The organism is Vibrio sp. Vb1755 (assembly GCF_033338635.1).
Classification (GTDB): domain Bacteria; phylum Pseudomonadota; class Gammaproteobacteria; order Enterobacterales; family Vibrionaceae; genus Vibrio; species Vibrio alginolyticus.
The window spans coordinates 89,088-113,365 of sequence record NZ_JAWOTA010000008.1; the positions used below are offsets into that span (position 1 = coordinate 89,088).

21 protein-coding genes are annotated in these 24,278 nt (G+C 43.6%); 9 read left to right on the forward strand and 12 right to left on the reverse strand.

What is annotated here, in order from left to right:
* Window position 1: 1 nt before the first annotated feature.
* From sctC to R7E00_RS09805, 5 genes are all read right to left on the reverse strand, one after another.
* On the reverse strand, window positions 2-1,876 hold the full coding sequence (gene sctC, locus R7E00_RS09785) for a type III secretion system outer membrane ring subunit SctC (protein WP_392404192.1): 1,875 nt from the start codon (window positions 1,874-1,876) through the stop codon (window positions 2-4).
* The gene (locus R7E00_RS09790) at window positions 1,873-2,301 is read right to left on the reverse strand and encodes a YscB family type III secretion system chaperone (RefSeq protein WP_085569994.1); all 429 of its coding nucleotides are present in this window, start codon (window positions 2,299-2,301) and stop codon (window positions 1,873-1,875) included. The genes sctC and R7E00_RS09790 overlap by 4 nt, the downstream gene beginning before the upstream one ends.
* Window positions 2,302-2,313: 12 nt before the next feature.
* The gene (locus R7E00_RS09795) at window positions 2,314-3,294 is read right to left on the reverse strand and encodes a T3SS regulon anti-activator ExsD domain-containing protein (RefSeq protein WP_262606326.1); all 981 of its coding nucleotides are present in this window, start codon (window positions 3,292-3,294) and stop codon (window positions 2,314-2,316) included.
* Between the two features lie 148 nt (window positions 3,295-3,442).
* Window positions 3,443-4,303: an AraC family transcriptional regulator gene (locus R7E00_RS09800; protein WP_005377191.1), complete on the reverse strand. Its 861-nt coding sequence runs from the start codon at window positions 4,301-4,303 to the stop codon at window positions 3,443-3,445.
* A gap of 609 nt (window positions 4,304-4,912) precedes the next feature.
* The gene (locus R7E00_RS09805; RefSeq protein WP_054579559.1) at window positions 4,913-5,326 is read right to left on the reverse strand and encodes a YscW family type III secretion system pilotin; all 414 of its coding nucleotides are present in this window, start codon (window positions 5,324-5,326) and stop codon (window positions 4,913-4,915) included.
* A 388-nt stretch (window positions 5,327-5,714) separates the two neighbouring features.
* Between R7E00_RS09805 and exsC the strand changes: the two genes are divergently transcribed.
* Complete coding sequence (gene exsC / locus R7E00_RS09810; RefSeq protein WP_005377174.1) at window positions 5,715-6,161, forward strand: type III secretion system regulatory chaperone ExsC; 447 nt, start codon at window positions 5,715-5,717, stop codon at window positions 6,159-6,161.
* Window positions 6,162-6,169: 8 nt separating this feature from the next.
* On the forward strand, window positions 6,170-6,475 hold the full coding sequence (gene exsE2 / locus R7E00_RS09815; protein WP_104975361.1) for a T3SS regulon translocated regulator ExsE2: 306 nt from the start codon (window positions 6,170-6,172) through the stop codon (window positions 6,473-6,475).
* A 127-nt stretch (window positions 6,476-6,602) separates the two neighbouring features.
* Here exsE2 and R7E00_RS09820 read toward each other — a convergent pair whose 3' ends face one another.
* A complete protein-coding gene (locus R7E00_RS09820; protein WP_104975362.1) occupies window positions 6,603-8,123 on the reverse strand; it encodes an aldehyde dehydrogenase family protein in 1,521 nt (506 codons plus the stop codon).
* Window positions 8,124-8,362: 239 nt separating this feature from the next.
* Between R7E00_RS09820 and R7E00_RS09825 the strand changes: the two genes are divergently transcribed.
* Window positions 8,363-10,129, forward strand: a complete 1,767-nt coding sequence (locus tag R7E00_RS09825) for a sigma-54-dependent Fis family transcriptional regulator (RefSeq protein ID WP_104975363.1) — start codon at window positions 8,363-8,365, stop codon at window positions 10,127-10,129.
* 61 nt (window positions 10,130-10,190) lie between these two features.
* Here R7E00_RS09825 and R7E00_RS09830 read toward each other — a convergent pair whose 3' ends face one another.
* Window positions 10,191-10,328, reverse strand: coding sequence for a hypothetical protein (locus tag R7E00_RS09830; protein ID WP_005377165.1), 138 nt, complete (start codon window positions 10,326-10,328; stop codon window positions 10,191-10,193).
* A gap of 578 nt (window positions 10,329-10,906) precedes the next feature.
* On the opposite strand from R7E00_RS09830, the gene R7E00_RS09835 reads away from it, so the two are divergent.
* Complete coding sequence (locus tag R7E00_RS09835; protein WP_104975364.1) at window positions 10,907-11,110, forward strand: hypothetical protein; 204 nt, start codon at window positions 10,907-10,909, stop codon at window positions 11,108-11,110.
* Window positions 11,111-11,195: 85 nt separating this feature from the next.
* On the opposite strand, the gene gnd is transcribed toward R7E00_RS09835, so the two are convergent.
* Genes gnd through zwf form a run of 3 tightly spaced genes read right to left on the reverse strand, consistent with a single transcriptional unit; the run spans window position 11,196 to window position 14,898 of the window.
* Window positions 11,196-12,644, reverse strand: coding sequence for a decarboxylating NADP(+)-dependent phosphogluconate dehydrogenase (gene gnd, locus R7E00_RS09840; RefSeq protein ID WP_262606325.1), 1,449 nt, complete (start codon window positions 12,642-12,644; stop codon window positions 11,196-11,198).
* 38 nt (window positions 12,645-12,682) lie between these two features.
* Window positions 12,683-13,399 (reverse strand): 6-phosphogluconolactonase, encoded by a 717-nt coding sequence (gene pgl, locus R7E00_RS09845; RefSeq protein WP_005387158.1) that lies wholly within the window; start codon window positions 13,397-13,399, stop codon window positions 12,683-12,685.
* A complete protein-coding gene (gene zwf, locus R7E00_RS09850; protein ID WP_017634563.1) occupies window positions 13,396-14,898 on the reverse strand; it encodes a glucose-6-phosphate dehydrogenase in 1,503 nt (500 codons plus the stop codon). Before zwf ends, pgl begins: the two co-directional genes overlap by 4 nt.
* A 537-nt stretch (window positions 14,899-15,435) precedes the next feature.
* Between zwf and R7E00_RS09855 the strand changes: the two genes are divergently transcribed.
* Complete coding sequence (locus R7E00_RS09855; RefSeq protein ID WP_005387160.1) at window positions 15,436-16,401, forward strand: helix-turn-helix domain-containing protein; 966 nt, start codon at window positions 15,436-15,438, stop codon at window positions 16,399-16,401.
* A 99-nt stretch (window positions 16,402-16,500) separates the two neighbouring features.
* The gene (locus R7E00_RS09860) at window positions 16,501-18,636 is read left to right on the forward strand and encodes a TonB-dependent siderophore receptor (protein ID WP_064353992.1); all 2,136 of its coding nucleotides are present in this window, start codon (window positions 16,501-16,503) and stop codon (window positions 18,634-18,636) included.
* A gap of 91 nt (window positions 18,637-18,727) precedes the next feature.
* Here the strand turns inward: R7E00_RS09860 and R7E00_RS09865 are convergent, their stop codons facing one another.
* Together R7E00_RS09865 and R7E00_RS09870 are read right to left on the reverse strand one after the other, a co-directional pair.
* On the reverse strand, window positions 18,728-19,414 hold the full coding sequence (locus tag R7E00_RS09865; RefSeq protein WP_017821355.1) for a response regulator: 687 nt from the start codon (window positions 19,412-19,414) through the stop codon (window positions 18,728-18,730).
* Complete coding sequence (locus R7E00_RS09870) at window positions 19,411-21,030, reverse strand: sensor histidine kinase (RefSeq protein ID WP_053306993.1); 1,620 nt, start codon at window positions 21,028-21,030, stop codon at window positions 19,411-19,413. Before R7E00_RS09870 ends, R7E00_RS09865 begins: the two co-directional genes overlap by 4 nt.
* Before the next feature lie 476 nt (window positions 21,031-21,506).
* On the opposite strand from R7E00_RS09870, the gene R7E00_RS09875 reads away from it, so the two are divergent.
* From R7E00_RS09875 to R7E00_RS09885, 3 genes are all read left to right on the forward strand, one after another.
* Complete coding sequence (locus R7E00_RS09875) at window positions 21,507-21,734, forward strand: hypothetical protein (protein ID WP_005377125.1); 228 nt, start codon at window positions 21,507-21,509, stop codon at window positions 21,732-21,734.
* Window positions 21,735-21,864: 130 nt separating this feature from the next.
* Complete coding sequence (locus R7E00_RS09880; protein WP_005387166.1) at window positions 21,865-23,280, forward strand: TolC family protein; 1,416 nt, start codon at window positions 21,865-21,867, stop codon at window positions 23,278-23,280.
* A gap of 3 nt (window positions 23,281-23,283) precedes the next feature.
* Window positions 23,284-24,264: an HlyD family secretion protein gene (locus R7E00_RS09885; RefSeq protein ID WP_005377122.1), complete on the forward strand. Its 981-nt coding sequence runs from the start codon at window positions 23,284-23,286 to the stop codon at window positions 24,262-24,264.
* Window positions 24,265-24,278: the final 14 nt, after the last annotated feature.

The window sequence follows — 24,278 nt, forward strand, 5'->3', positions numbered from 1 at the left end:
GTTAAGACTCCTCTGAAGGGCGCACACACTCACTTTGTGAGTCATCACATTCCAATACTTTCACCCGCCAACCCTTTTGCCCTGTTGGTAATTGGCACTGCGTTAATTGAGACGACTTTTGCTGTGACAATAAGTCTTGTTGATAGCGCTCGGCTTGAACCCTCGATGTGCAGCTATATACTTCCACTACCGATTTAAATTCAGCGCTATTGTTGGAGATGTTGTTAAGCTTGCCGATACTTGGTCGCAAGTCATATTCGTTGCCAATCAACACACTATCGCCAATACCATCCACAACAATTCGAGGTTCTAAAATAAACATTCGTACTGTGCGGCGCTTAGTGTTGGTATTACTTCTAAACAGCGCGCCTAAATATGGGATGTCTCCTAGCAATGGCACTTTACGTAACTGATGGCTCACTTCATCTCGGTACACACCACCGATAAGTAAGCTTTGCCCTTGTTTAACCGTCGCTAAGGTGCTGATTTCAGTTTTACGAACGGAAGGAAGATCATCGACGCCACCATCAGCGATCTTTGCACCGTCTTCGAGATGAAGGCTCAGGTTAATTTCAGGTCGTGCAGCAAATCTATCACCAACGATACGTGGGACAATTCTCAGTAACGTGCCATACGTGACCTCTTCCAGCGCTGCGGTTTCTTTACCAACCAGCTTGACGTAAAAAGTGCTGCTGTTGTTCAGTACCGCTTCGACATTTTCCTGAGTTAACAATGTTGGTCTTGAAACCACTTGAGCACTGCCTTTGGATTCCAATAAACGAATTTGAGCCAGCAAGTAATTTAGGTTGGTTGAATCAAGCAAGGACTTAAAGTTCTGTCCACTGCCGAGCGTCACATCCCCCGAATTCACATCCCCTGTTGTTTTGATATCGACAATGCGGTTGTTTCCGACAGACACTCCCGCTCGCCAATCCACTCCTAACTGACTTAAATCGTTGGCACTGATATCGACAATCGATAGCGCGACTTCAATTCTTGATTGCGGCTGGTCTAATTGCGCGACCAGTTTACGATAGAGCGGTAATCGTGCTTGAGTATCACGAACGATAATCGCATTAAGGCCCGGCTCTGCTTCAACTGTTGCGCCACCATGAACTGAGGCGGTTTTATTACTTTTTACAGGCTTATCTGGACTGGTAACTTCTTTGCTAGACGCACTCGCCACTTGCGTTTGAACACCAGACACGACCCGTTTTAACACCGATGCGATGCCCGGGACCGTAATTGTCTGATCTCGATATGCAATTTCTCTATCCGTTGCAGAAGCGTACTTCAAAGGAATTATCTCAACGAATAATTCGTCGGTTGAATTCGATTTCTGCAGCAAGCGCGTTTCCAATGCCTCCGCCGTTTGTACCACTAAGTCGACATAACGTGGAGGACCAGCAAGATAGACTAACCCTTTGCTCTCAGCAGCTCTCCAACCATAACGAGAATCCCAAACGCCGGTGGAAATTAACGTACTGCGTAGCTCTCTAGCCGTAAGTAATTCCAATTGAAGTAAACGTGAGCGAGTTTCTGTCGCCTTATAGACATGTAAGACGGCTCCATCGAAATACCACATCAAGTTGTACACTTGCGATAAGTAATCGAGGAATTCCGCCGGATCTTCAGGGGTAAAACGCCCATTCACTCGATCGTTGACTTTGTCACTAACAGAAACCGAGACACGATAATTTGCACCGAAGTTATTCAACAACTCTTTTAATGAGTCATTATCTGCATAGTAGCGGAACGGTTGTTCGGGCCAGTGTAAGTCTGTTGCTTGCGCGTATCCCAAAGGAACAACACTCACTGCGCATAACAATGCCTTTGTTGCAGCACGCCTAATGTTGGGAAAGATTTTTAGAATCATGGTAACCACACTGTATGGTTGATTGTGTGGTTCACGCGTTCTTGTTCCAATAATGCAATGTAACGCTCACATAGATTGACGTGCTTAGAAAGCAAAGCAGAGAACCGTTCCACCGAACAGTCCTCAACCCGTACTTTACTTTGCAAAATCAATTGCTGATCATCATTGGTTGTCAGTACGCCGCCATCCTCACGAATGGTTTTTAATGAGAGCTGCATGCAACGTTGTAACGCTTGTTCTTGTTGATAATCTAGATGCTCTTTAAACTGGAAGGGTAACGTCGCTTCCCATAAAATCCATGACGCACGTTGCTTGATGGTCAGTGATAACTGGTCAACCTCGATGTTGTAAGAACCATTTTCTGAGGCAATAAAATCCCCTACCTTTAGCGCTTCCGCTAAAGATTTCATCATCTTATCTAACATTTAACGCCCTATTTAGATCTGGCTGAGGTGATTGCAAGCCTGGCCGCACTGACCACTTTGAGTATCAAAATAGTAGTGATCGATATCACCAACAGTTTGCATGTTCTTGAACCATTGCCATACTTTCGCAACCGCATTTTGGTCGTTGTAAACCACATCGCATGCATCCCAAACTTCGTTCAGCTCAGGGGCTTCAAGTCGCACTTCCGAACACCAATTTTTCCACTCAGAAATAAATTGTTCGGTTGTAGAGGTGTACTCCGCGAACCCTTTCAGCTCGTCTAAAGACGGTTGCCACTTCTCAATTAACAAACGATGACATTCAATCACTTGCAACTGTTGTTCGCTTAACGTCCCAAGTTGCTTTTTAAGTTGATGCTGCTGGCTCTTAATAAGATCGAGTTGCTGTTGAACAAAGACGGCACTGGTGTCTTCCCCTGATAGCTTCGACCAATATTCCTTCTGAATATCGAGTTGATTGATAAGTTGTTCAACTTTAATCGAAGCATGAAGAGCACTTTGATCGACTTGTCGGTTAATCCACTCGTTGAGTGATAAATGGAAACAAAGCATCAACGTTTTTGGGACAGCCAAATTAAAGCGAAAGCCCAGACGAGAGTTGATGTAGTCCAGCCTTTGTTCGAACGTTGTGATTGTGCTGCTATCACTGAGCTGCGATCCAATTTCCAAAAATAAACGCATGGCAAACCGGTCTATCGAAGCACCAAGTTTTTGATACGTTTTAACTAACTGGCTAGCGCATAGGCTATCGACGACATTTCTATCCAACAAGCGTTGAAGTAAAGATAACTGCTCATAATTTATGACGCCTTCACTCAACAATTGTCGGTGATTGACGTGCACAATATTGAGATCCTGCGTAGGTTTCGAGGCGCTTTCATAACGAGCTCCTCTTTGTAAAACAGTCACTTTCCGCTGTGTCACTATGCTGTCTGGAAAAAGCGAACGGCGTCGCCAATGCTGCTTTTTCATTTATGTTCGTCTCCGCACCCCTTTCGAACAATCCAGAAAGAAAGAGATGTAATAATTTTTAATCGTTCGTTGTTACACGATACATAATAGAATTTACACTGGTGAGTGACTTTCAAAATTAGTCAGAAAATTTTAGTCCCAAGTCATTTCATTTCGCGATAGCCACTTGGTCGTCTCCCGAACGTACGCGGCTTGGGGTCGTTCCAAAACGACGACGGTAACTCTGCGTAAAGTAAGACTGACTGGAAAACCCTGCCTCCATCGCCACATCTACGATGCTCATCTTGCTCGTCAACAGCAGTTTATGAGCATGCAGTAGTCGACGCTCACTGATCCAAGCTCTTGGAGAAATGCCATAGTGCTCATTAAAAAGCTCTTTAAAAGTGGTTAAGCTGGCACCAAACTCCTGCGCGTAGTCTGTCAACTTCCATTCTTTTAAGTAATGCTGTTCCATAAATCGACGTAACCGTTCCGACGTACGGTTTGTTTGTTGTGACAGCAACGCATACAGTGATTCTCCTCCTTTGCTGTGTAGCAAGAGAATGAGTAGTTCTTCGTATTTTAGGCACATAATGGCATCAGGGTACGCTTGTTGCTCAAGCGTCTGCATGCTAGAAAGCACTTGTTCAACGAGTATGTTCAAACCAAAAGTAAACAAACCAGAACAAACTTTGTCTACCTTAGGCAGCATCATCAAGAGATCACTGTGTTTTTGCAGCAACTGACTAACGAGTTCATTGTCGTAAGCAATAATCGACGCTTTGTATGCCCCATCTAGCGGAGAGTACTCTAACAAGTAATCCCCTTGAGATAGAAATACCCCATTTTCTGCAGCAACATCGATTGTGCAATCACCTGTTTGAACTCGAAGCTGACCATTGTGGACGACAACAATGTGAGACTGGTCTGAGTGAAATACTTCGTCAGATTTTTCATAGCAGGAAAAACTACGAATTTTTCGTGAACTCGAGTCGACCCTTTCTGAGTTTAGTTGGCCTGACACATCCATTTTCTACCCTTCATTATTTTGAGTTTCTCAGTGCAAATGTTGAGAAACTTTCAAAGCACTACTTTGATTGTTGTTATTTCTAAGTACTGCTGTATGAATTAAAGAAGCAAAGAAAAGAGCATAGAAGTTCTATCACTTACCATACCCCCCGAATAATTAGCGAATAACCCAAGCATTACCTTTACCTAAAGGTAAAAGTTTGACTTAGTAAATTTCTGCTGTCCGTCTTTATTATTTTTATCAGATAGCGTTTATCATTAGCCAAAACTTAAATATCATTTCGTTATTTAAGTTTGGTTGTTTTGTTATACATTAGAATACAATTAAATAGATTTCGGCATCGTTTCTAGAACAAAATTAAATTTCCAAAATCATGAAAATGTATGTTTTATAGCCTAAAACGCCAAGCCAACGTGTTCAAGGAGCGAGATATAATCATAAAAAATACTGTTTTTGCAACAAGTATGAGTCTAAAAAACAACTGACCCGATGACTTCAAAGTCATGTAATTAATGTTTATAAAAGACAACAAATCTTTCACAACAGGAAAGATATGGTCTTTATTTTTATAAATTAGAAAATTCTAATAAAAATGTAGTACTTAAAATTTTATCTGTTTATTTTTGGAACAAGAATCAAGTTTTCTTGTTTATTTCCCTCTAAAAATAAATAGTTCTTTTCTTTTTCAGCAACGAGCTCACCGTTTGAATAAAGCTTTCCAATAATCTTCATTTTTCCTTCACCAGCTTGAATTGGTGCAATTAAAAACGAATACTGCACAGGCAACTGAACGCCTTGGTAGCTCTGAGATGCCGATTTAAGACATTGATTGTCAATAACTTTACATATTTCCACTTCAAGAGAAGTAATCGAAGGTGGAAAGTAGCCGTCGACAGAAACCCAACCATAGACTGATGCCTGACTCTGTGTATCAAAGCCATCCACCCCATTAACGGACACAGTCTGACTGCACCCACTCAGTATGAATAACCCAATAAAACCAGCCCATATAGAATTGTTCATTATGACCCCATAAACTTATTTTATATAATCTAGCTCATTTGAAATTCACACAATTCTTTATGTAAAAATATAAAAGATCAACTTATATTTATACTACAAGCGGACAATAAATCGCATTTTTCGACAACACGTAGTTAACATGGACTGTAATTTCAAAAGCAGTTTCTGCTCACTTTCATTCCTTCCTTAATTGAAGTTTATTAGAGAAAAATGATATTCATATATCTCACTGCCATCGAGATATGCATCTGAACACATTTAATTTTGCCTTTCTATTTCTCTCAACACATTTAAAAGCCAAAATATAATAACAACCGACTAATATTGATAAACATGAAGAGATACATCTAATATTTTCCTTGATAAAATTTCAAAAGGGACTATTCCTATGTCAGCACGCCAAACTATCGATGAGATTTTGCTAAAGTTTGCTCATCAAATAGGCTTGCCTGCACTGCATCTAACGGAAAATGAAGTAAGCTTAGCCTTTGATGATAATCTAAGGGTGCATATCATCTTTCATCCTGAATCGACAACTCTGCAGCTCGAAGCTGAGATTGTTGGCCTTCAAATTGTAAATTCCGATCTTTATCGTTCTTTCTTGGCCTTTAATTATCACTGGCCTGAGCACCAGTTATTTTTTAGTTTGGATAACCACCGACATGTCCTATGTTTAAACCGACTCATTAACATTAGGCGACTGGATTACGAATATTTTGAAACAGCTTTAGCAGAATTGCTGACGCACAGCGAGTCGTGGGAAGCGTTATTGTCTTCGCATGTAACCATTGATGAGGCACCACCGATGCCACAAACTTTAGACTTGAGAGTTTAGGTGTCTTTATGTCCAATGACATCCAATCCACATACACCAATTCATCGGTTCATGACGTTCAACAAGCGCAGCAAAATGATGCAGTGCCGCAAGGAACGTTTCATGGCCGTAAAGTCACCCTACTCTCCTCATCAGAAAGCAGTCTGATGCGAACAAGCTCTAAAAGAGAGCTTGGTGAATGTTTAAATCAATTTGCCAGTCTCGAATCTTGCAATCGCGTTTTGGACTTTGATCCGCAACTCAACATTGACAAGCAAAACGCCGCCGTAGAAAAGCTTATGGAACGAAAAGTGGCGATAATTCAACGTTCCTGATATCACAATATAAGCAGGTTAAACATCTAAGTTAACCTTCAGCCGACAAGCTCACGCTAATAAAAAACCCCGAAGATTCGGGGGTTTTGATTCATACTGCTTTTTCTTTATTAATTACTTAGTTTCACTAGAAGAAGCCTAACGGGTCGATGCTGTAGCTAATCAGCAAGTTCTTAGTATTCTGGTAGTGATCCAGCATCATCTTGTGCGTTTCGCGCCCGATACCCGATTTTTTGTAACCACCGAACGCTGCGTGTGCAGGGTAAGCGTGGTAACAGTTAATCCAGATCCGGCCAGCTTCAATATTACGGCCCATACGATATGCAACGTTCGCATCACGTGTCCAAACACCTGCGCCTAAGCCATATTCGGTGTCGTTTGCGATTTCCAACGCTTCAGCCTCATCTTTGAATTTGGTGATAGCAATCACTGGGCCAAAGATTTCTTCTTGGAAGATTCGCATCTTGTTGTGGCCTTCCAACATGGTTGGCTGAATGTAGTACCCCTGGTTGATAGACTCTGGCTGTTCTGACACTCCACCACCAAAGACCACTTTTGCGCCTTCTTCACGGCCGATTTCCAGGTAACTTAAAATCTTATCAAACTGTTCTTGAGAAGCCTGAGCACCGACTTGAGTATCGGTATCGAGCGGATTACCTTGTTTAATCAGATGTGCGCGTTCCGTCAGTTTCTCTACAAACTTGTCATAAATCGCTTCATGAACCAGTACGCGAGATGGACAGGTACAAACTTCACCTTGGTTGAAGAAACCAAGTAACGTACCTTCGATACACTTATCAAGATACTCATCTTCGTAATCGAAGATATCTGAGAAGTAGATGTTTGGAGATTTACCACCTAACTCAACTGTCGATGGGATCAAGTTGTCTGCTGCACATTTCAGAATGTGGTTGCCAACTTGCGTAGACCCGGTAAACGCGAGTTTCGCAATGCGGTTGCTGGTTGCTAATGCTTGACCCGCTTCAGAACCATATCCGTTTACAACGTTGATGACACCAGGAGGAAGAAGGTCACCGATTTTTTCCATCAGAACCAGAATGGATGTTGGGGTTTGCTCTGCTGGCTTCAATACCACACAGCAACCCGCCGCTAGTGCCGGTGCTAGTTTCCAAGCCGCCATCAACATTGGGAAGTTCCACGGAATTATTTGACCAACCACACCAATCGGTTCTGGGAAGTGGTAGCTTGCGGTGTGCTCATCCAGTTCTGCCGCACTGCCTTCTTGCGCGCGAATACAGCCAGCGAAGTAACGGAAGTGATCCACTACTAAAGGTAAATCTGCCGCCAAGGTTTCGCGAACTGGTTTGCCGTTTTCCCAAGTTTCTGCAACTGCAAGCTCTTCTAGATGCTGCTCAATACGGTCAGCAATTTTCAGCAAGATGTTCGAACGTTCTGTCACGCTGGTTTTGGCCCATTTTGCTCTGATGTTGTGCGCGGCATCCAGTGCTAAATTAATATCTTCCTCGCCAGAGCGAGCAACTTTACAATACGCTTGTCCGTTGATTGGTGAGATATTGTCAAAGTACTCACCACCCGTTGGTTTTACCCATTCCCCACCGATAAAGTTATCGTAATGCGATTTAAAGTTAACAATGGCATTTTCACTACCTGGCTGTGCATAGATCATAACTCTTCCTTTTGTTTCTCGTTCAATGTGTTATTGCAGTGTCGTATCGCACTGTTCACAAAGAGCATTACGCAAGTCACACGCCAACTACGCCACACTTGTTGTTAATTAAATGTAAAACTATGATTACCAAGCGATAACAAACCAAGTGAGCGATGTTTGAGCGGATGTATGGTGTGAACACCAATGTTCAAGTGTTCCAAAATGGCACACCCTCACTGTGACAAAATGGTACAGTCATGGAACTTCAACACATTAGCGATAACAATTGGCTTTCAACTTCATGGGTCAGAAGTGAACAAGCGGGTTTAAAACAGCGTCGACGCCCTGAAGATATTCGAGTAACGCCAGCAACGCTCCAAGATAGGCGTCACCAACTCAATTTTTTGCTAGAGGCAGTCACTCAATTTGCGCTCCCTCTGTTTAATCAGCTATTTGCTCATAGCGACAGTCGCTTAATTTTGACGGATTCAGATGGTGTCATCATCGGCAGTTGGGGACAGCCTAGATTTCGTGAAAAGTTAACGGAAATCTCGCTAAGCTCTGGTGCATGCTGGCAAGAAAAGGTCAAAGGCACCAACGCGATTGGTACAGCCTTGGTTGAAGCAAAGCCCGTTTCTGTTATTGGTGATCAGCACTTTATCCAACACCATCGTTTTATTAGCTGTTCGGCTAATCCTATTTTCGATCATCTTGGTAACCTCATTGGCGTATTAGATATTACGAGCGAGCAAAAGAGACATGACTTCTCAACGCAAGTACTAGTACAAAACATGGTCCAGCAAGTGGAGAATCAACTACTTAACTTGATTCCACAAGGGCATATTCGTGTGGATTTAGCGTGCGAAAAAGGTTTACTGAATAGTGGTTGGCAAGGAATTATCATTGCAAATGAAGACGGACAAGTTTTGGCTCACAATCAAGTAGCCTCTCAACTTTTTGCGCAAAAAAGTATCATTGGGCAATCCTTAGACGACATTCTATCCACTCGGGGAAATGAGCACCCTTTCGTTTTCAAAACAAAACCGCTTACCGATAAAGATAGCAAGGTCAAGTCTCGTGCTGTAGCGGCGTCCAATGATCTTCATTATGGCGACTCCGCTGTTGAGCACTGTTGGCAGCAAGCCAATCGCGTCATCGATAAAGACATCAGTTTGTTGATTCTCGGAGAGACTGGTGTTGGCAAAAACGAGTTTGTGAAAGCACTCCATAAAAACAGCCAGAGAAAAGCGGGACCGTTAGTTTCCGTCAACTGCGGAGCGCTACCAAAAGATCTGGTTGAATCTGAATTATTTGGCTACGTAGCCGGTGCCTTTACTGGCGCAAACAGCAAAGGCTATCAGGGAAAAATTCGCCAAGCACACAAAGGGATTTTGTTTCTAGATGAAATCGCAGATTTACCCTTGGAAGCTCAAAGCCGCTTGCTCCATGTATTGCAAGATAAAACCGTGCTTCCCGTGGGTTCAAACCAAAGTATTCAAGTCGATACGCAAATCATTGCAGCCACGCATAAAGATCTGGAACATTTGGTCAGCGAAGGATTGTTCCGCCAAGATTTGTATTATCGCCTTAATGGCTTGATCATTGAGCTACCTCGCTTTGAGGAACGTGATGACAAACGACAACTGATTGAGAACATTCATCGGCGTCACGCCGAATCTGAACAACAGCTTTGCCCTCACCTACTTTCTCTGATGCTGTCTTACTCATGGCCAGGAAATTTGCGTGAACTCGATAGTTTAATCAAAGTATCCGCCTTAATGGCGCAAGGTGAAGAAATATTGGAACTCACACACGTCCCAGCCCACCTAAGTAAGAAACTCAGCCAAGCTCAAGAAGGAGCAGCATCCGCTGAACCAACTTCAGAACTGCGTGCAACCGTCGAAGATAAGTTGCTCAAAACATATCAAGCCAACCAGGGGAACATTAGCAAAACGTCTCGTATGCTTGGTGTGAGCCGAAATACCATTTACAGAAAGTTGAAAAGCCTTGGCATATTAAGTTAATTCTACGACCTCAGATACAAAAAGAGCACCGTTGCGGTGCTCTTTCTCTTTGAAACCTAGCTTACAGGCCGCCTTGTTGTTGTGCCTGTTTTACTAATGCCTGACGTTGAGTTTCCTTCTCAGAGATCACTTGATTGTCCTTGTGCATTTCCTGTTCCAATTCTGCTGGAATGAAAACAAAGTACTTGTTAAGAGTCATCTTAGAACCTCAATTTGCTGTGTTAATTACCTTCTTGGTCGACGTAAACAAAACCAGAAAAACATGTTTTACTGGATCCTTGTTGCTAGTTTCAAAAAATAAAGGATGTTCATATAATAAACATCCTCCATGTGGGCGCTAATTATAGGCGTAGTTTAGAGGCTTACCTAGCACTCTTTTTCACCTTTTGTGCAATCTGAGTTTCGATCGAAAAACAGATTTAATTGCCCGTAGTTACTAAGGTATTGTTAAACAGAGAAAAAAGCTTTTACTGTAACTGACGACAGGGATGAGCTTACGAGTGTAGATTCACTTGCAATTGTGTATCGTAGAGTTCGAATACGATAATAATAGCGCTACATGCCCTTAATCTGCGTAGTTAAAAACTTTGAAGTGATAGACAACCGAAGTCATATCTGTGCAACTCAGTTTAACGATTTGTCTACCAGTTCAATATTTCACCTTTTTTGAGAAATCTTTAGCCACTTTTTTGTGTGAAACGTCCCAAAAGAGCAGACAATTAAAAGTGTGGCATATGACCACAATTGTCTATCCCCACTTAGCTTTGGGAGGCGTTTATGAAAAGTAACAAACTTGGCCATGTGATGTCTTTCAGCAGGATGTTTTCCTTCATCGCATTCTTGACGGCCACATTCGCATGGATTCTCAGCATGTACGCCCTATTCACTGTTTCTTTAGTGGCTCTTGTGGTCAGTGCAATTCTCTACCTAAAGGACAGGTTTTATCGAAGCAAGAAAACGACCACTGAAAAGAGCGCCTAGGCGCTCTTGAAGTTCCGTAAAAGCAAACACAAAAAAGGATGCCACTTGGGCACCCTTTTGCTTTGATCAGCTTACTGACCGCGGATTAAACGTCGTAAGTTGTAGACGCTGTATCGCCGCCTGTACCAGTCCAGTTAGTGTGGAAGAATTCACCACGTGGACGGTCAATACGCTCATAAGTGTGAGCACCGAAGTAGTCACGTTGAGCTTGAAGCAGGTTCGCTGGTAGACGAGCTGTTGTGTAACCGTCTAGGAAAGATAGCGCAGAAATCGTACATGGCATTGGGATACCAGACTCTAGAGACTTCGCTGCTACTTTACGCCATGCTGCTAGGCTGCCTTGTAGGATGTTTTTGAAGTACTCATCAGAACCAAGGAATGCGATGTCTGGGTTCGCTTCGTACGCATCACGGATGTTGCCTAGGAACGCAGAGCGGATGATACAACCACCACGCCACATTAGTGCTACGTTACCGTAGTTTAGGTCCCAACCGTTCTCGTTCGATGCTTCGCGCATTAGCATGAAGCCTTGAGCGTAAGAGATGATCTTAGAAGCTAGTAGCGCTTGACGTAGTGCATCAACCCACTCTTGCTTGTCGCCTTCAACTGGTGTGATTGTCTTGCCGAATAGAGACTCGGCTTCAACACGTTGGTCTTTCAGTGCAGATAGACAACGAGAGAATACAGACTCAGAGATAAGCGTTAGTGGAATACCTAGGTCTAGTGCGTTGATACCAGTCCATTTACCAGTACCTTTTTGGCCTGCTGTGTCTAGGATCTTTTCAACGAGAGGCTCACCGTCTTCATCTTTGTAGCCAAGAATGTCAGCCGTGATTTCAACAAGGTAGCTGTCTAGCTCAGTCTTGTTCCAATCAGCGAATACTGCTTGCATCTCGTCTGCAGACATACCAATACCGTCTTTCATGAACTGGTAAGCTTCTGTGATAAGCTGCATGTCACCGTATTCGATACCGTTGTGTACCATCTTAACGAAGTGACCAGCACCGTCGTTACCAACCCAGTCACAACATGGCTCACCAGCGTCAGTTTTCGCAGCGATACCTTGGAAGATAGGCTTAACCGCTTCCCATGCTTCAGCAGCACCGCCAGGCATGATAGATGGACCGAAGCGCGCACCTTCTTCACCACCAGATACACCAGTACCGATGAAGTGGATACCTTTTTCACGTAGTGCAGCAACACGACGGTTTGTATCTGGGTAGTTAGTGTTACCACCGTCAATAATGATGTCGCCTTTGTCTAGCAGAGGTACTAGCGCTTCGATGAACTTGTCTACAACGTCACCAGCGCGAACCATCAACATTACTTTACGCGGCGTTTCTAGCTTCTCTACTAGTTCTTCTAGAGAGTATGCACCGATGATGTTCGTGCCTTTTGCTGGACCTTCCAGGAACTCGTCTACTTTAGCAGCAGTACGGTTGTGAGCAACCACTTTAAAGCCGTGATCGTTCATGTTTAGGATAAGGTTTTGACCCATTACTGCTAGGCCAATTACACCGATATCACCTTTCATTGTTTCTCTCCAATTTTATTTCATCGACGAGCAGCGTCTTAAGCAATTTTTGCTGCCGCGTCTAAATCTAAATACCATTCCGTTAGGCCCGATTTCGCTTGAATCTTAGCCGCTGGGTATGGCAGTGCGTGTGCTGGTGAACTGTTAATTTCTTCAACAATGTCCGCTTTTCCTGCACCAAGCACTAAGTAACTAATGCGTTTCGCTGCTTCTAATACGCGTGCGGTTTTCGACACACGAAGTTGGCCCGATTCAGGATGCGACGCCACAAGAGATAGGTTCGCATCATCATAATTCGTTTGGCCAGGGAACAGAGAAGCTGTATGACCATCAGCACCAACGCCTAATAAGATCCAGTCAAACACAGGTGTGCCGTTTTCATTCGGGATTACCTCTGCCATCTCTTTTGCAAAGCGCTCGGCTTCTGCTTTAGGCTCATCTTCGCCACGGATGCGGTGAATGTTTTCTGCAGGAATATTTACTTGGCTAAACAACAACGTGTTCGCTTCACCGTAGTTGCTTTCTGCATCGTCAGGGGCAACACAACGTTCGTCACCCCACCAAAAGTGGAGGTTTTCCCATTGAATGGAGGTTGCGTAAGCCTCTGAAGCCAGTAGTTTAAACAGCATTTTAGGAGTGCTGCCGCCAGAAAGAGAGATGTGAACAGGTCTGCCCATTTCGCTAAACGCTTTCATATCGTTAGCTAGGCTTTCAACTACCTGTTCTGCTGTTTGGTAGATCTTATGGTTGATCATAGTTCACAGTAATCCGTATCTGTTAAGTTTTTACATGGGAAACGCCAAGCGCGGCCATCACGCTGTAACAAGTCATCTGACTCTTTAGGTCCCCAAGTGCCGCATGCGTACCCGAAGAGGGATTGTGGATCTTGCTTAAAATCTAAGATTGGCTGTACGTATTGCCAGCACGCTTCCACCGCATCACTACGTGCAAATAGCGTAGCATCACCATTCAAAGCATCAAGTAGAAGACGCTCGTATGCCGTTAGCATTTGCGTTTCTTGCAGGTCAGCGTAATGGAAGTTCATTTTCACTTCCTTCGCTTCAAAGCCTGCGCCTGGCTCTTTCAAGCCAAAGCTCATTTGAATGCCTTCGTCTGGTTGAATACGAATGATCAGCTTGTTTTCTGGTGCGTTTTGACCAAACACAGGATGCGGTGTTTGTTTAAAGTGGATAACCACCTCAGTAACGCGTGTTGGAAGACGCTTACCAGTACGCACGTAAAATGGCACGCCATTCCAACGCCAGTTGTTGATGTACGCTTTCAAACCGATGTAAGTCTCTGTACGAGAATCGTCTGCAACTCCCGGTTCTTCACGGTAGCCGCGTAGGCTTTGCCCACGAACTTCAGACGCCGTGTATTGGCCTAATACTAGATCGTTGCGCAGAGCGTTTTCGTCTAATGGCTTTAGGCATTGAAGCACTTTTACCACTTCATCACGCATCGAGTCTGCATTGATTTGCGCTGGTGGTTCCATACCTACCATTGCTAATACTTGTAGCAAGTGGTTTTGGAACATGTCGCGCACAGCACCAGAGTTGTCGTAGTAACCACCACGCTCCTCTACGCCAAGGAATTCTGCGCCTGTGATTTCAACGTAATCAATGAAGTTACGGTTCCAAAGCGGCTCAAACATCGCATTAGAGAAACGAAGCACAAGTAGGTTTTGTACCGTTTCTTTACCTAAGTAATGGTCAATTCGGTAGATTTGATGCTCTTGGAAGTGCTCGTGAATTTCTTTGTCCAGAATACGCGCCGATTCAAGATCATAGCCGAATGGTTTCTCAATGATCAGGCGTTTCCAGCCATCCTCTTCACTGTTAAGACCATGTGCTGCAAGACTTGCAGGGATCACACTGTATAAACTTGGTGGGGTTGCTAAGTAAAAAAGCGTATTGCGTTGCTCGAATTGATATTCGTCCGCAAGTTGGTCTAAGCGAGAAGATAGCTTACCGTAATCTTGTGTGTCAGAAGTATTAATTGCTTGGTAGTGCAGATGGTTAATAAATGCATCAAGCGTTTCTGGCTCAGTCTTTTCCATTTCCTGAAGCGATTTTTTCAGCTTCGCGCGGTAAGACTCATCACTGTATTCAGTGCGACTTACACCCAGAATGGCAAAATTCTCTGGAAGCTGCTTGTTCGCGTAGAGGTGGTATAAAGCAGGAATGAGCTTACGGTACGTAAGGTCACCTGAAGCACCAAAAATAACGATGCTGCTGTTTTCTGGTATTACCATCATCTTTCCCTTAAAAACGAGGTACTTATTGTGTGCCCGGATACGGCTAGAGAATGAGCCAACCCTATCAATGGCACCTCAAAATAGAAAATTGGTCTTACCTATTACGTTGATAGGTAAAGTCTATGGGCCCAAAGAACCTCAAGAAGTTGCATTTCCGATTCTTGGAAACACGACGTATTGAGGTCATTTAAGTCACTTATGTCTCAAAAGTACACACTGTACTCGCTGGAGGAGAGTCCGACACGGGGCAATATTGTCTACGACTATTTGATTTACATCAACACTTGCCAGTGCAAACGTTTAAATAAGTTGCACAAAACGTCATAAGCGATTGTATTTTATTGATAAAAAAAGTTTCATCTGAACGCTCCAAAATTTAAGCAAAAACTCTAATATGGGCAATAATTACTCATCCTTGCAATCCATTACAGTTTTATCGTGATCTGTGTTACTTACTTTTTATTTCATCACCCTATTGATAATGATACTCAATTAAAGATAATGAAATCACTATTAATGTGAAAGTAGAACGCCATGAAATCAAGCGCCATTAACCCACATCCCATAAACCGAATACAATCGGTGCTTGACTACATTCACACCAACTTAGACAGCACTCTGAGCGTAGATGAAATATCGAAAGCAAGTTGTTGGTCGCGCTGGCAACTGCAACGCGTATTTCAACAACACACTGGCGTATCCGTCGCTCACTACATCAGAGAGCTTAAACTTAGCCTTGCGGCTGAGCGCTTAATCCATACTTCTGACCGCTCGTTAGATATAGCGATAGAAATGGGATTTACATCTGAACACGCATTTAGCCGTGCGTTCAGGAATATGTTTTCAAAAAGCCCCCGCGAATATCGAAAAACGCAACAACTCTCCGGGTTGAGGCAACCTTTGACGCTGCGTAAGACACCAGAAGAAGAGAAAAAACATCAGCGCTTTATTGAAGTTCGAATAGAAACAAAACCGGCTTTTGAACTTGCTGGTTATCATGAACCTATTCACGGATTGTTTTCCGCTACGCCCGATTTCCAATCCAAAGTACCGTCACTTTGGTCACGTCTTTATTCATCTGAAAACCTTAACAATTCGGAAAGTAGTTACTTTGGCGTGATTGATGTGACTCAAGCGTATTCAAACAACCAACAACTTGAGTATTGGGCAGGTTATGAGTGCAGTCCAACAGCAAACGCACCAAGATCAACGAACTCTTCCAACTCGGGGTTAGACCTCTTGGCTGTTCCTGAGCAAACCTACGCCGTCATTACACACATAGGCAAAGCATCAGAGCTCGCCTCAACGCTGGAATGGTTTATTTTACATTGGCTACCCTACTCTAATTATCATGCTATCGATGGTTATGAGTTAGAGCTTTATCCAGAAGGTTATGATGTTGATAGCGAACAAGCACAAATGCAGTATTGGATTCCTGTAGAGCCAAACGACTCGCTATCTTTAAAACCTAAGAACAGAAGAATAAGTTCCAAAGATTAGTGTTTTGCACCAAATTGTTAACTTTTCCTATTTCTTTGAATATAGAATACAAATAACAATCATTATCAATAAATAGAAAAAGTAGTGGAATTTATAAATATGGAAAGTCCGATTCGATTTCATCGTTCAGCGGTTGCTATCGTCGTATCCGCATTGCTCGCTGGCCACGCCAATGCAACTGAGAGCACATCCCAACACGAAACGATTACGGTGCTAGGAGAAACATACCGAAACACCGCAACTAAAACCGTTTTAGAACCGGAGGAAACACCGCAAGCGATCACGGTAATCACTAAAGATGACATGGACCTGCGCGGCGTAAACTCGGTGAGCGAAGCATTGCGTTATGCACCTGGCGTAAATACAGAATTGCGTGGCGGTGCCGTTTCCCGACTTGACCTATTCAATATTCGTGGTTTTATTAACTACACCAACTTTTATGATGGTCTTCCTTTGCTGTACAACGGTTGGAACCTTCAACCGCAGGTCGATTCCGTTGCTCTTGAGCAAATCGAGGTTTTTAAAGGGCCAACGTCTGTTCTTTACGGCAATATTCCACCAGGAGGTATGGTCAACATTATCGCCAAGGCGCCTCAGTCAACACCCTCGCACTCTGTCTCGATTAGTACAGGGACTAACAGCCTAAAAGAACTGACGTTCGACACCACAGGACAAGTTGGTGATTCTAATGTTGATTACCGTATCGTCGGCCTGGCAAAACAGCGAGATGGTCAAGCCGATACGTCTGAAGACGAACGTTACGTACTCGCCCCATCTTTCAATTGGCAAGCGACAGAAAGCACATTAGTGAACGTGAATGTTTACTATCAAAATGATCCATCAGCAGGTATCTACACGACTGTGCCTGCGTCTGGCTCAGTGATTAAAAACCCACTTGGCTCGATGTCACCAAGCACTTATTTAGGGGATGAGGACTGGAACACTTACGAACGCGAAGTTCTGATGATGGGTTACAAAGTCCAACACGACTTTAACAACAATTGGCAATTTCTACAGAATGCCCGCTACATGACCGCCGATGCCTATCAGGAAAACACATATAACGGTGCACTTGAAGCGGATAACCGTACCGTTGGTCGAAATGCCTATTTAACTGATGAAAAATCCAAATCCTTTGTGATTGACAACCAACTATCTGGCTACGTTAAAACAGGAAATTTTGAACATAACTTATTGTTCGGGCTTGATTATCAGTATCTAGATTCAGATGTAAAATACAAAGACACGCTTGGGTATTCGCTAACTCAGGACATTTTTAATCCTGACCACAACAGCATTGATCGTAATGCACTGAATTTCCAATACAAACAAAACTTAGATATCAAAACGAAGCAGATTGGCGTTTATTTCCAAGATCAAGTTCGTTACGACCAACTTGTAATGATTGCAGGTCTTCGTTGGGATAAATACGATTCAAATACAGACGCCGTTAGCGATTATCTAGGAGCAGTATCCAACAGCAAGGAAGAGTTAGACGATACCAACGTATCTTTCCGAGTCGGTGGTTTGTATGAGCTAGACTTTGGTCTCTCGCCATATCTTACTTACTCGGAAAGTTTTGAGCCAATTGCGGGTGCCGACTCTTCTGGTAAAGCATTTGAGCCATCAACCGGTCATCAATGGGAGTTAGGCTTTAAATACGCCCCATTATCTGGTGATATCTCAGGTAACTTAGCACTCTTCCATATTACGAAGAAAAACGCGATCTTGACCGATCCGAATAATCCATATGCACCGAACTATCAAGCGGGCGAAGTGGTATCACAAGGTATTGAACTTGAGGCAAAATGGCAAGCCACAGCACAAGCTGATTTCACTCTAGGCTATACATATACCGATATGGAGATTACCGAGGACAGTTATTACAACCAAGAAGGTAAAACGCCGGTTTGGGTACCTGAGCAAACGGCCTCTCTATGGGCCAATTACTTCTTTGAAGGAAATCTTTCAGGCCTTCGTACCAGTGCTGGCGTTCGCTATGTCGGAGAAGCACAAATTGATGCACAGAATAGTCAAAACGTACCGGACTACACCTTGTTTGATTTAGCAGCAAGTTACGATTTCTCAACGGTATCTGAATCAATGAAAGGGGCTAGCGTCACGCTTTCTGCAAGCAATCTATTCGATAAAGAATACTATTCTTGTTACGACAAAAATAACTGTTGGTTTGGCGCTGAGCGCTCTATCGAAGCGAAGTTAGAATACAACTTCTAACCTCTTAGAGCGGAACAGCAGTAATTTGTAAAGCGATGGTTTCTAAAACAAGCCATCGCTTTTTATTTTGCATAGAGCATCAATGTAAACGCTACCGTGTCACTTTTTTATAGCACCTTTCTGGCCTACCTACCGACCCATAGTTTAAATCAGCCTCTAGTTCACCAGTACTAATAAGAAACTCAAGATAACGTCTAGCGGTTGTTCGACTCACTCCGATTTTTTCACCTGCCTCATCAGCGGTCAGCGCACTTCCATTTGGGAACAACTCTCTGATCTTGTCTAGGGTTACACCATCAATCCCTTTTGGTAATCGGTTCGGCAAGTTGTCTTGATTGGCGTGAGACTGCAGCATTTTATCAACGAGGTTCTGATCCAAACTCTCTACGATGTCTAGTTGTTGGCGTTGGGACACATACTTTTTCAGTGCGGCATCTAAACGTGGAAACATCACTGGTTTTAACAGGTAATCGACAACGCCACCCCTCATCGCCTGTTGTAACGTATCGACATCCCTTGCGGCTGTAATCAAAATGACATCACACGTTTGGTTACTTGCACGCAGTGTATTTAGTATCTCAAGCCCTGTGCCATCGGGAAGATAGACATCCATCAATAGTAAATCTGGCTTAAGAATGTCGAGTTGCATTTCTGCTTCCATTCTCGTGGTCGCAATTCCAACCACTTCCAAACCTGTCAGTTGGCTTAAGTATTTGTGGTGCAGCTCAGCAATAGCCAGATCATCTTCAATGATCATTACGCGAGTCGCCATACTCATAATTGTTCTTCCTTGGGTAAGTACACCGTTATTCTTGTCCCATAATTTGTATTGGGTATCATCTCAACATGGCCGTGATATCGAGTAGCAAGCTGATTGACAAGGTGTAACCCAACACCTCGATTTTGACGAGATTTCGTCGAAACGCCTTTTGTAAATAATGTTTGTGGATCCATTGTTTTTGGGAGGCCACAGCCATGATCTATCACCTCAAGTATCACTTCATTTCCGTAATCGCTAACGGACACATCAATGTTTCTGCGTTCTGACGCAACATTTGATTCATCGCGAATTGAAGTTAACGTGGCATCGAAAGCGTTATCAATCAAATTACCCAAAATTGTGACTAGGTCTTCCGAATTTAGCCACTCAGGCAGGGGCTCCAGACGACTGCCTTCCTCAACCACCAGTTGTAAGCCTAACTCGCGAGCACGTTCAGTTTTTCCAAGCAACATACCTGCAATTAGCGGGTCTTTAACGGTATCTCTTAAAAACTCAATCATTGCCTGATAGTGTGCGGTTTCTTGTCCAATTAACTTTTGCACCGCATCAAGTTCACCCATTTGTACTAGCCCACTAATGGTGTTGAGCTTATTGCGATGCTCATGGGTCTGTGAACGTAACAAATCTGCATATTCCTTGGTTTGTGATAGCTGCTCGGTTAGATCATTGATTTCATCCCTTAAACGGAAACTCGATACCGCCCCCACGATTTTTCCATCAACATAAATTGGAGAGCGATTTGCAATCAGGCGCTTATGATTAAGGAATATTTCAATATCATGATCTTCCTGCCCGCTTTCTAACACTGTATATAGATCGCTATCACGCAGCGTATCAGTCAAAGGTTTATTGAGCGCTGATTCTCTATCAATACCGAGAATCTGGCAGGCACTACGATTTATCGAGCGAAGTATCCCTTGGGCATCAATGCTTAACACGCCCTCTTTGATGGTGCTCATCGTCACTTCTAATTCGCCGTACAACCGCCCTATTTCTTCAGGCTCAAAGCCTAAAATGGCGCGCTGAAACTTTCTCGACGCATAATTGGATACAATGGCATTAGCGACGACAACTACGATGACCATTAAAATCAAAAAGGCCAAAAATGGTTCGATGCGGTCTTGCAGTCGGTCGAGCAAATAGCCAACCGAAACCACACCAATGATGTTCCCTTGCTCGTCAAAAATCGCAGCTTTACCACGAACTGAATAACCTAACGAGCCCTGTGCCGTCGAAACATAAGACAACCCCTGTTCTAGCGCTCGACGATTGTCGCCACCTCTCATTGGCTTGCCCAACCGCTCATCAACAGGGTGGATTAAGCGTACTCCCTTATGGTCGCCAATAACGATGAATGCAGCACCTATGGCTTCGGTTAATTCTCTAAAGCGAAGTTGGTATGGCTGGGGGTTTTGGGTTTCGATCATTTCACGAACAACCGCTGAGTCCGCTAAAAAACGGGCAACACCCAGTGCTTTTTCTCCCATTTCTTGCTCTTGATTGATTTTGAGATAAGTGAACCCCGCGGCGACAAGCAATAACAGCTCTATCAACCCCGATAGCGTCATGATAATGAGCATCCGCTTACGAAAGCTGATGGTTTTCCAACTCATTGATACATCCTTGTGATTCACTCTTGAGCGTAACGTTAACACTCAGTTAACAGCATGACGTTGTCGCGGTGATAAATCTGTGAGGAAGGCAAACAAACCGCAGAGTTTACGGTTAATTAATCGACGAGCTGAAACATAAAATTACAACCATTCACCAAATTTAGCATTCCTCTCTGATACTCAATTCCATACATAAATTGCCCTTAAAATCATGATCGCGATCACATCGATTTTAGCGGTTTTTGAGGCGTTTTTAGACTTTACAACGTATAATTTTTAATCAACGAAACCAATGAGAGTTTCGGTTTGAAAGCAGTGAAGCTGGAAGTCTATTAAAAGCTCAACATTGATGTCAGTGGTTTGGACAAAAATAAAACAAAACACAAATACTGACTACATGACAAACACTTAGACACCATCTGAAAACTGGAAAACTATAAACAGAGGTGCATTTATAGTTAGAAGGAACACCAAACATGGAACGCGATACCTTTGGAATATGCCTGAATAAGGCGATGCTGTCAGAGAATATGTATTCAACATTTACACACGTCAGGGCTTATGAAAAAAACGGAGGCGGTACTTCTGATCTCAAAGTCCTGTTATCGTTCCCTCAAATGAGTGGAAAAGATCTATTGAATACGATGCGAGGTTCTCGTCAGCTCGAGTGGAGAGCGGAGTTTCACTGTCCATATACGAAATAAATTTGTAACATCTCCCGCGCCCAGCACAAATATAACTGGGCGCATACTACTGCCCAATTTTCCCTCCTACTTAACACGCAGTTACGAATCCTTTATATTAGAGCTAATACTCTACGACAAAGCAGCCATTATGAAAAAAACAGGAAAGTTTTGGATACTGGGCTTACTTAGCAGCTCGATTTCCCTTGCCTGTCATGCGGCACCGATCACTTTTGATACCGCATGGCAGCTATTGCTAGAAAACAACTATTCTCTTAAAGCTCAACGCTCAAACGTCGAGAACTACCAATACCAAGAGAGTGCCACCAGCAATCTCAACTTACCTCAAGTTACCATTGGCGCGAATTACACGCGTTTAGATACCGATATCACGCTTTCGGGAAAACAGATCCTAGACAGCACAGGAGCACACATTAACGTACCTCCTGCTTTTCAGCCTATTTTTGGTGCCTTAGCTAATACCACTTCGACCATAACCGAGCGCGATATTTTCTCTTCGTCTATTCGTGCCATTTGGCCAATTTTTACTGGTGGTAGAATTTCTGCGGCTCAATCAGCAGCAGAAGGCAAAACGGATGAGGCGAAAAGTCAGCTTTTAATGGAACAACAAGCGCGTTTTGAAGATTTATCGAAGTACTACTTTTCTGTCGTACTGGCAAAGGAAGTACTCGCAACGCGGCAAGCGGTTGAAGCTGGGCTAAAAAAGCATCGAGATTTTGCCATTAAGCTTGAAGAGCAAGGACAAATCGCGCACGTTGAGCGCCTGCAAGCCGAGGCTTCTTTAGATAAAGCATCTGTAGAAACACGTAAAGCAGCCAGCGATTTGAGTATCGCTCAGGCTGCATTAGGTAAATTACTCGCGCAAGATGATGCCGTAGAGCCCGCTGAATCTTTGTTTATCAACGACAGTCTTCCCCCTCTTACTGCTTTTGTCGATCAAACGTTGCTTACCTATCCGGGGTTAGAGCTTCTGAGCGCTAAACACAAACAAGCCTCTAGCTTAATCAAAGCAGAAAAAGGGAAATACTACCCTGAAGTTTATCTTTACGGCGACTACAGCTTGTATGAAGACGATTCTCTCGCAAGCCAAATGAAGCCTGACTGGTTAGTTGGTGTTGGTGTCAGCATTCCACTGATTGAATCATCAGGGCGAAGCGAAAAAGTCAAAGCCGCTCAAAGCGTCGTCTCGCAGGTCGACTCATTAAAGTCCCAAGCCAAACAAGACTTATCGCTGTTAGTCCAAAAGACATACTTGGAGGCTCAGCAAGCCATTGATGAAGTACAAGGGCTCGCATCTAGCATTGAACTCGCTAACGAAAACCTGCGCTTGCGTGAAAAAGCATTTACTCAGGGTCTGTCGTCTTCTCTGGATGTTGTGGATGCACAACTTTATGTCGCGAGTATAGAAACACAACGTTCAGCGGCGCGTTTCCGCTATTTAATATCTTTAACCAAGCTACTCGCATTGAGCAGTGAAATGAACAGCTTCGAACAATATCAAAATACCGCTTATATCCCTGCTTCAACATCCAAAGAGGTGAAATAAATCATGGCAGCTAAATCACTAAAACCCGTTTTACTCTCACTTTGTGCTTTGGGTGTTGCCTCTTGGGTTGGGTATCAATTTTACCAAGCCTATCAACCGGAACCGATCCGCTTACAGGGATTAATTGAAGCCCAGCAATACAGTATTTCCTCAAAAGTTCCAGGGCGTATTGATGAGGTCATGGTACGTAAAGGCGACGATGTAGAGAAAGGTCAGCTTATTTTTACCCTTCATAGTCCTGAAATTGAAGCGAAGTTAGAACAAGCAAAAGCAGGTGAAAAAGCGGCGGACGCCTTAGCTCAAGAAGCTGAGAAAGGCGCACGTGAGCAACAAATCCAAGCAGCAAAAGATCAGTGGATGAAAGCCAAAGCCGCTGCGAATTTAATGGAAAAAACCTACAATCGTGTGAATAACCTTTATAACGATGGCGTGGTTGCAGAACAAAAACGCGATGAAGCTTTAACTCAGTGGCAAGCAGCGAAATACACAGAAAGTGCTGCGTTTCAAATGTACGAAATGGCAAAAGAAGGCGCTAGAAGTGAAACCAAAGTGGCTGCGGCGGAAAAAGCGCGCATGGCATCAGGTGCCGTAGCCGAAGTAGAAGCGTACGCGAAAGATACTCAGATCTACAGCTGGTTTGACGGCGAAGTCTCTCAAGTTCTACTTCAAAGTGGTGAATTAGCACCTCAGGGCTTCCCGGTTGTTACTGTGATAGATACAGAAGATGCCTGGGCGACACTTAATGTGCGTGAAGATTACCTTCAACACTTTAAAAAAGGAGCAACCTTTGATGCCTATTTGCCTGCCTTAAATAAAAATGTTGAGTTCAAAGTAACGCATGTTGCCGTTATGGGTGACTTTGCAACGTGGAGAGCAACCGATGCTTCTCAAGGTTTTGATCTTCGTACCTTTGAAGTAGAAGCTCGTCCAGCTCAACCCGAACCTGAGCTGCGTATGGGAATGAGTGTTGTCGTTGAACTTTAATCACAACCACTAGG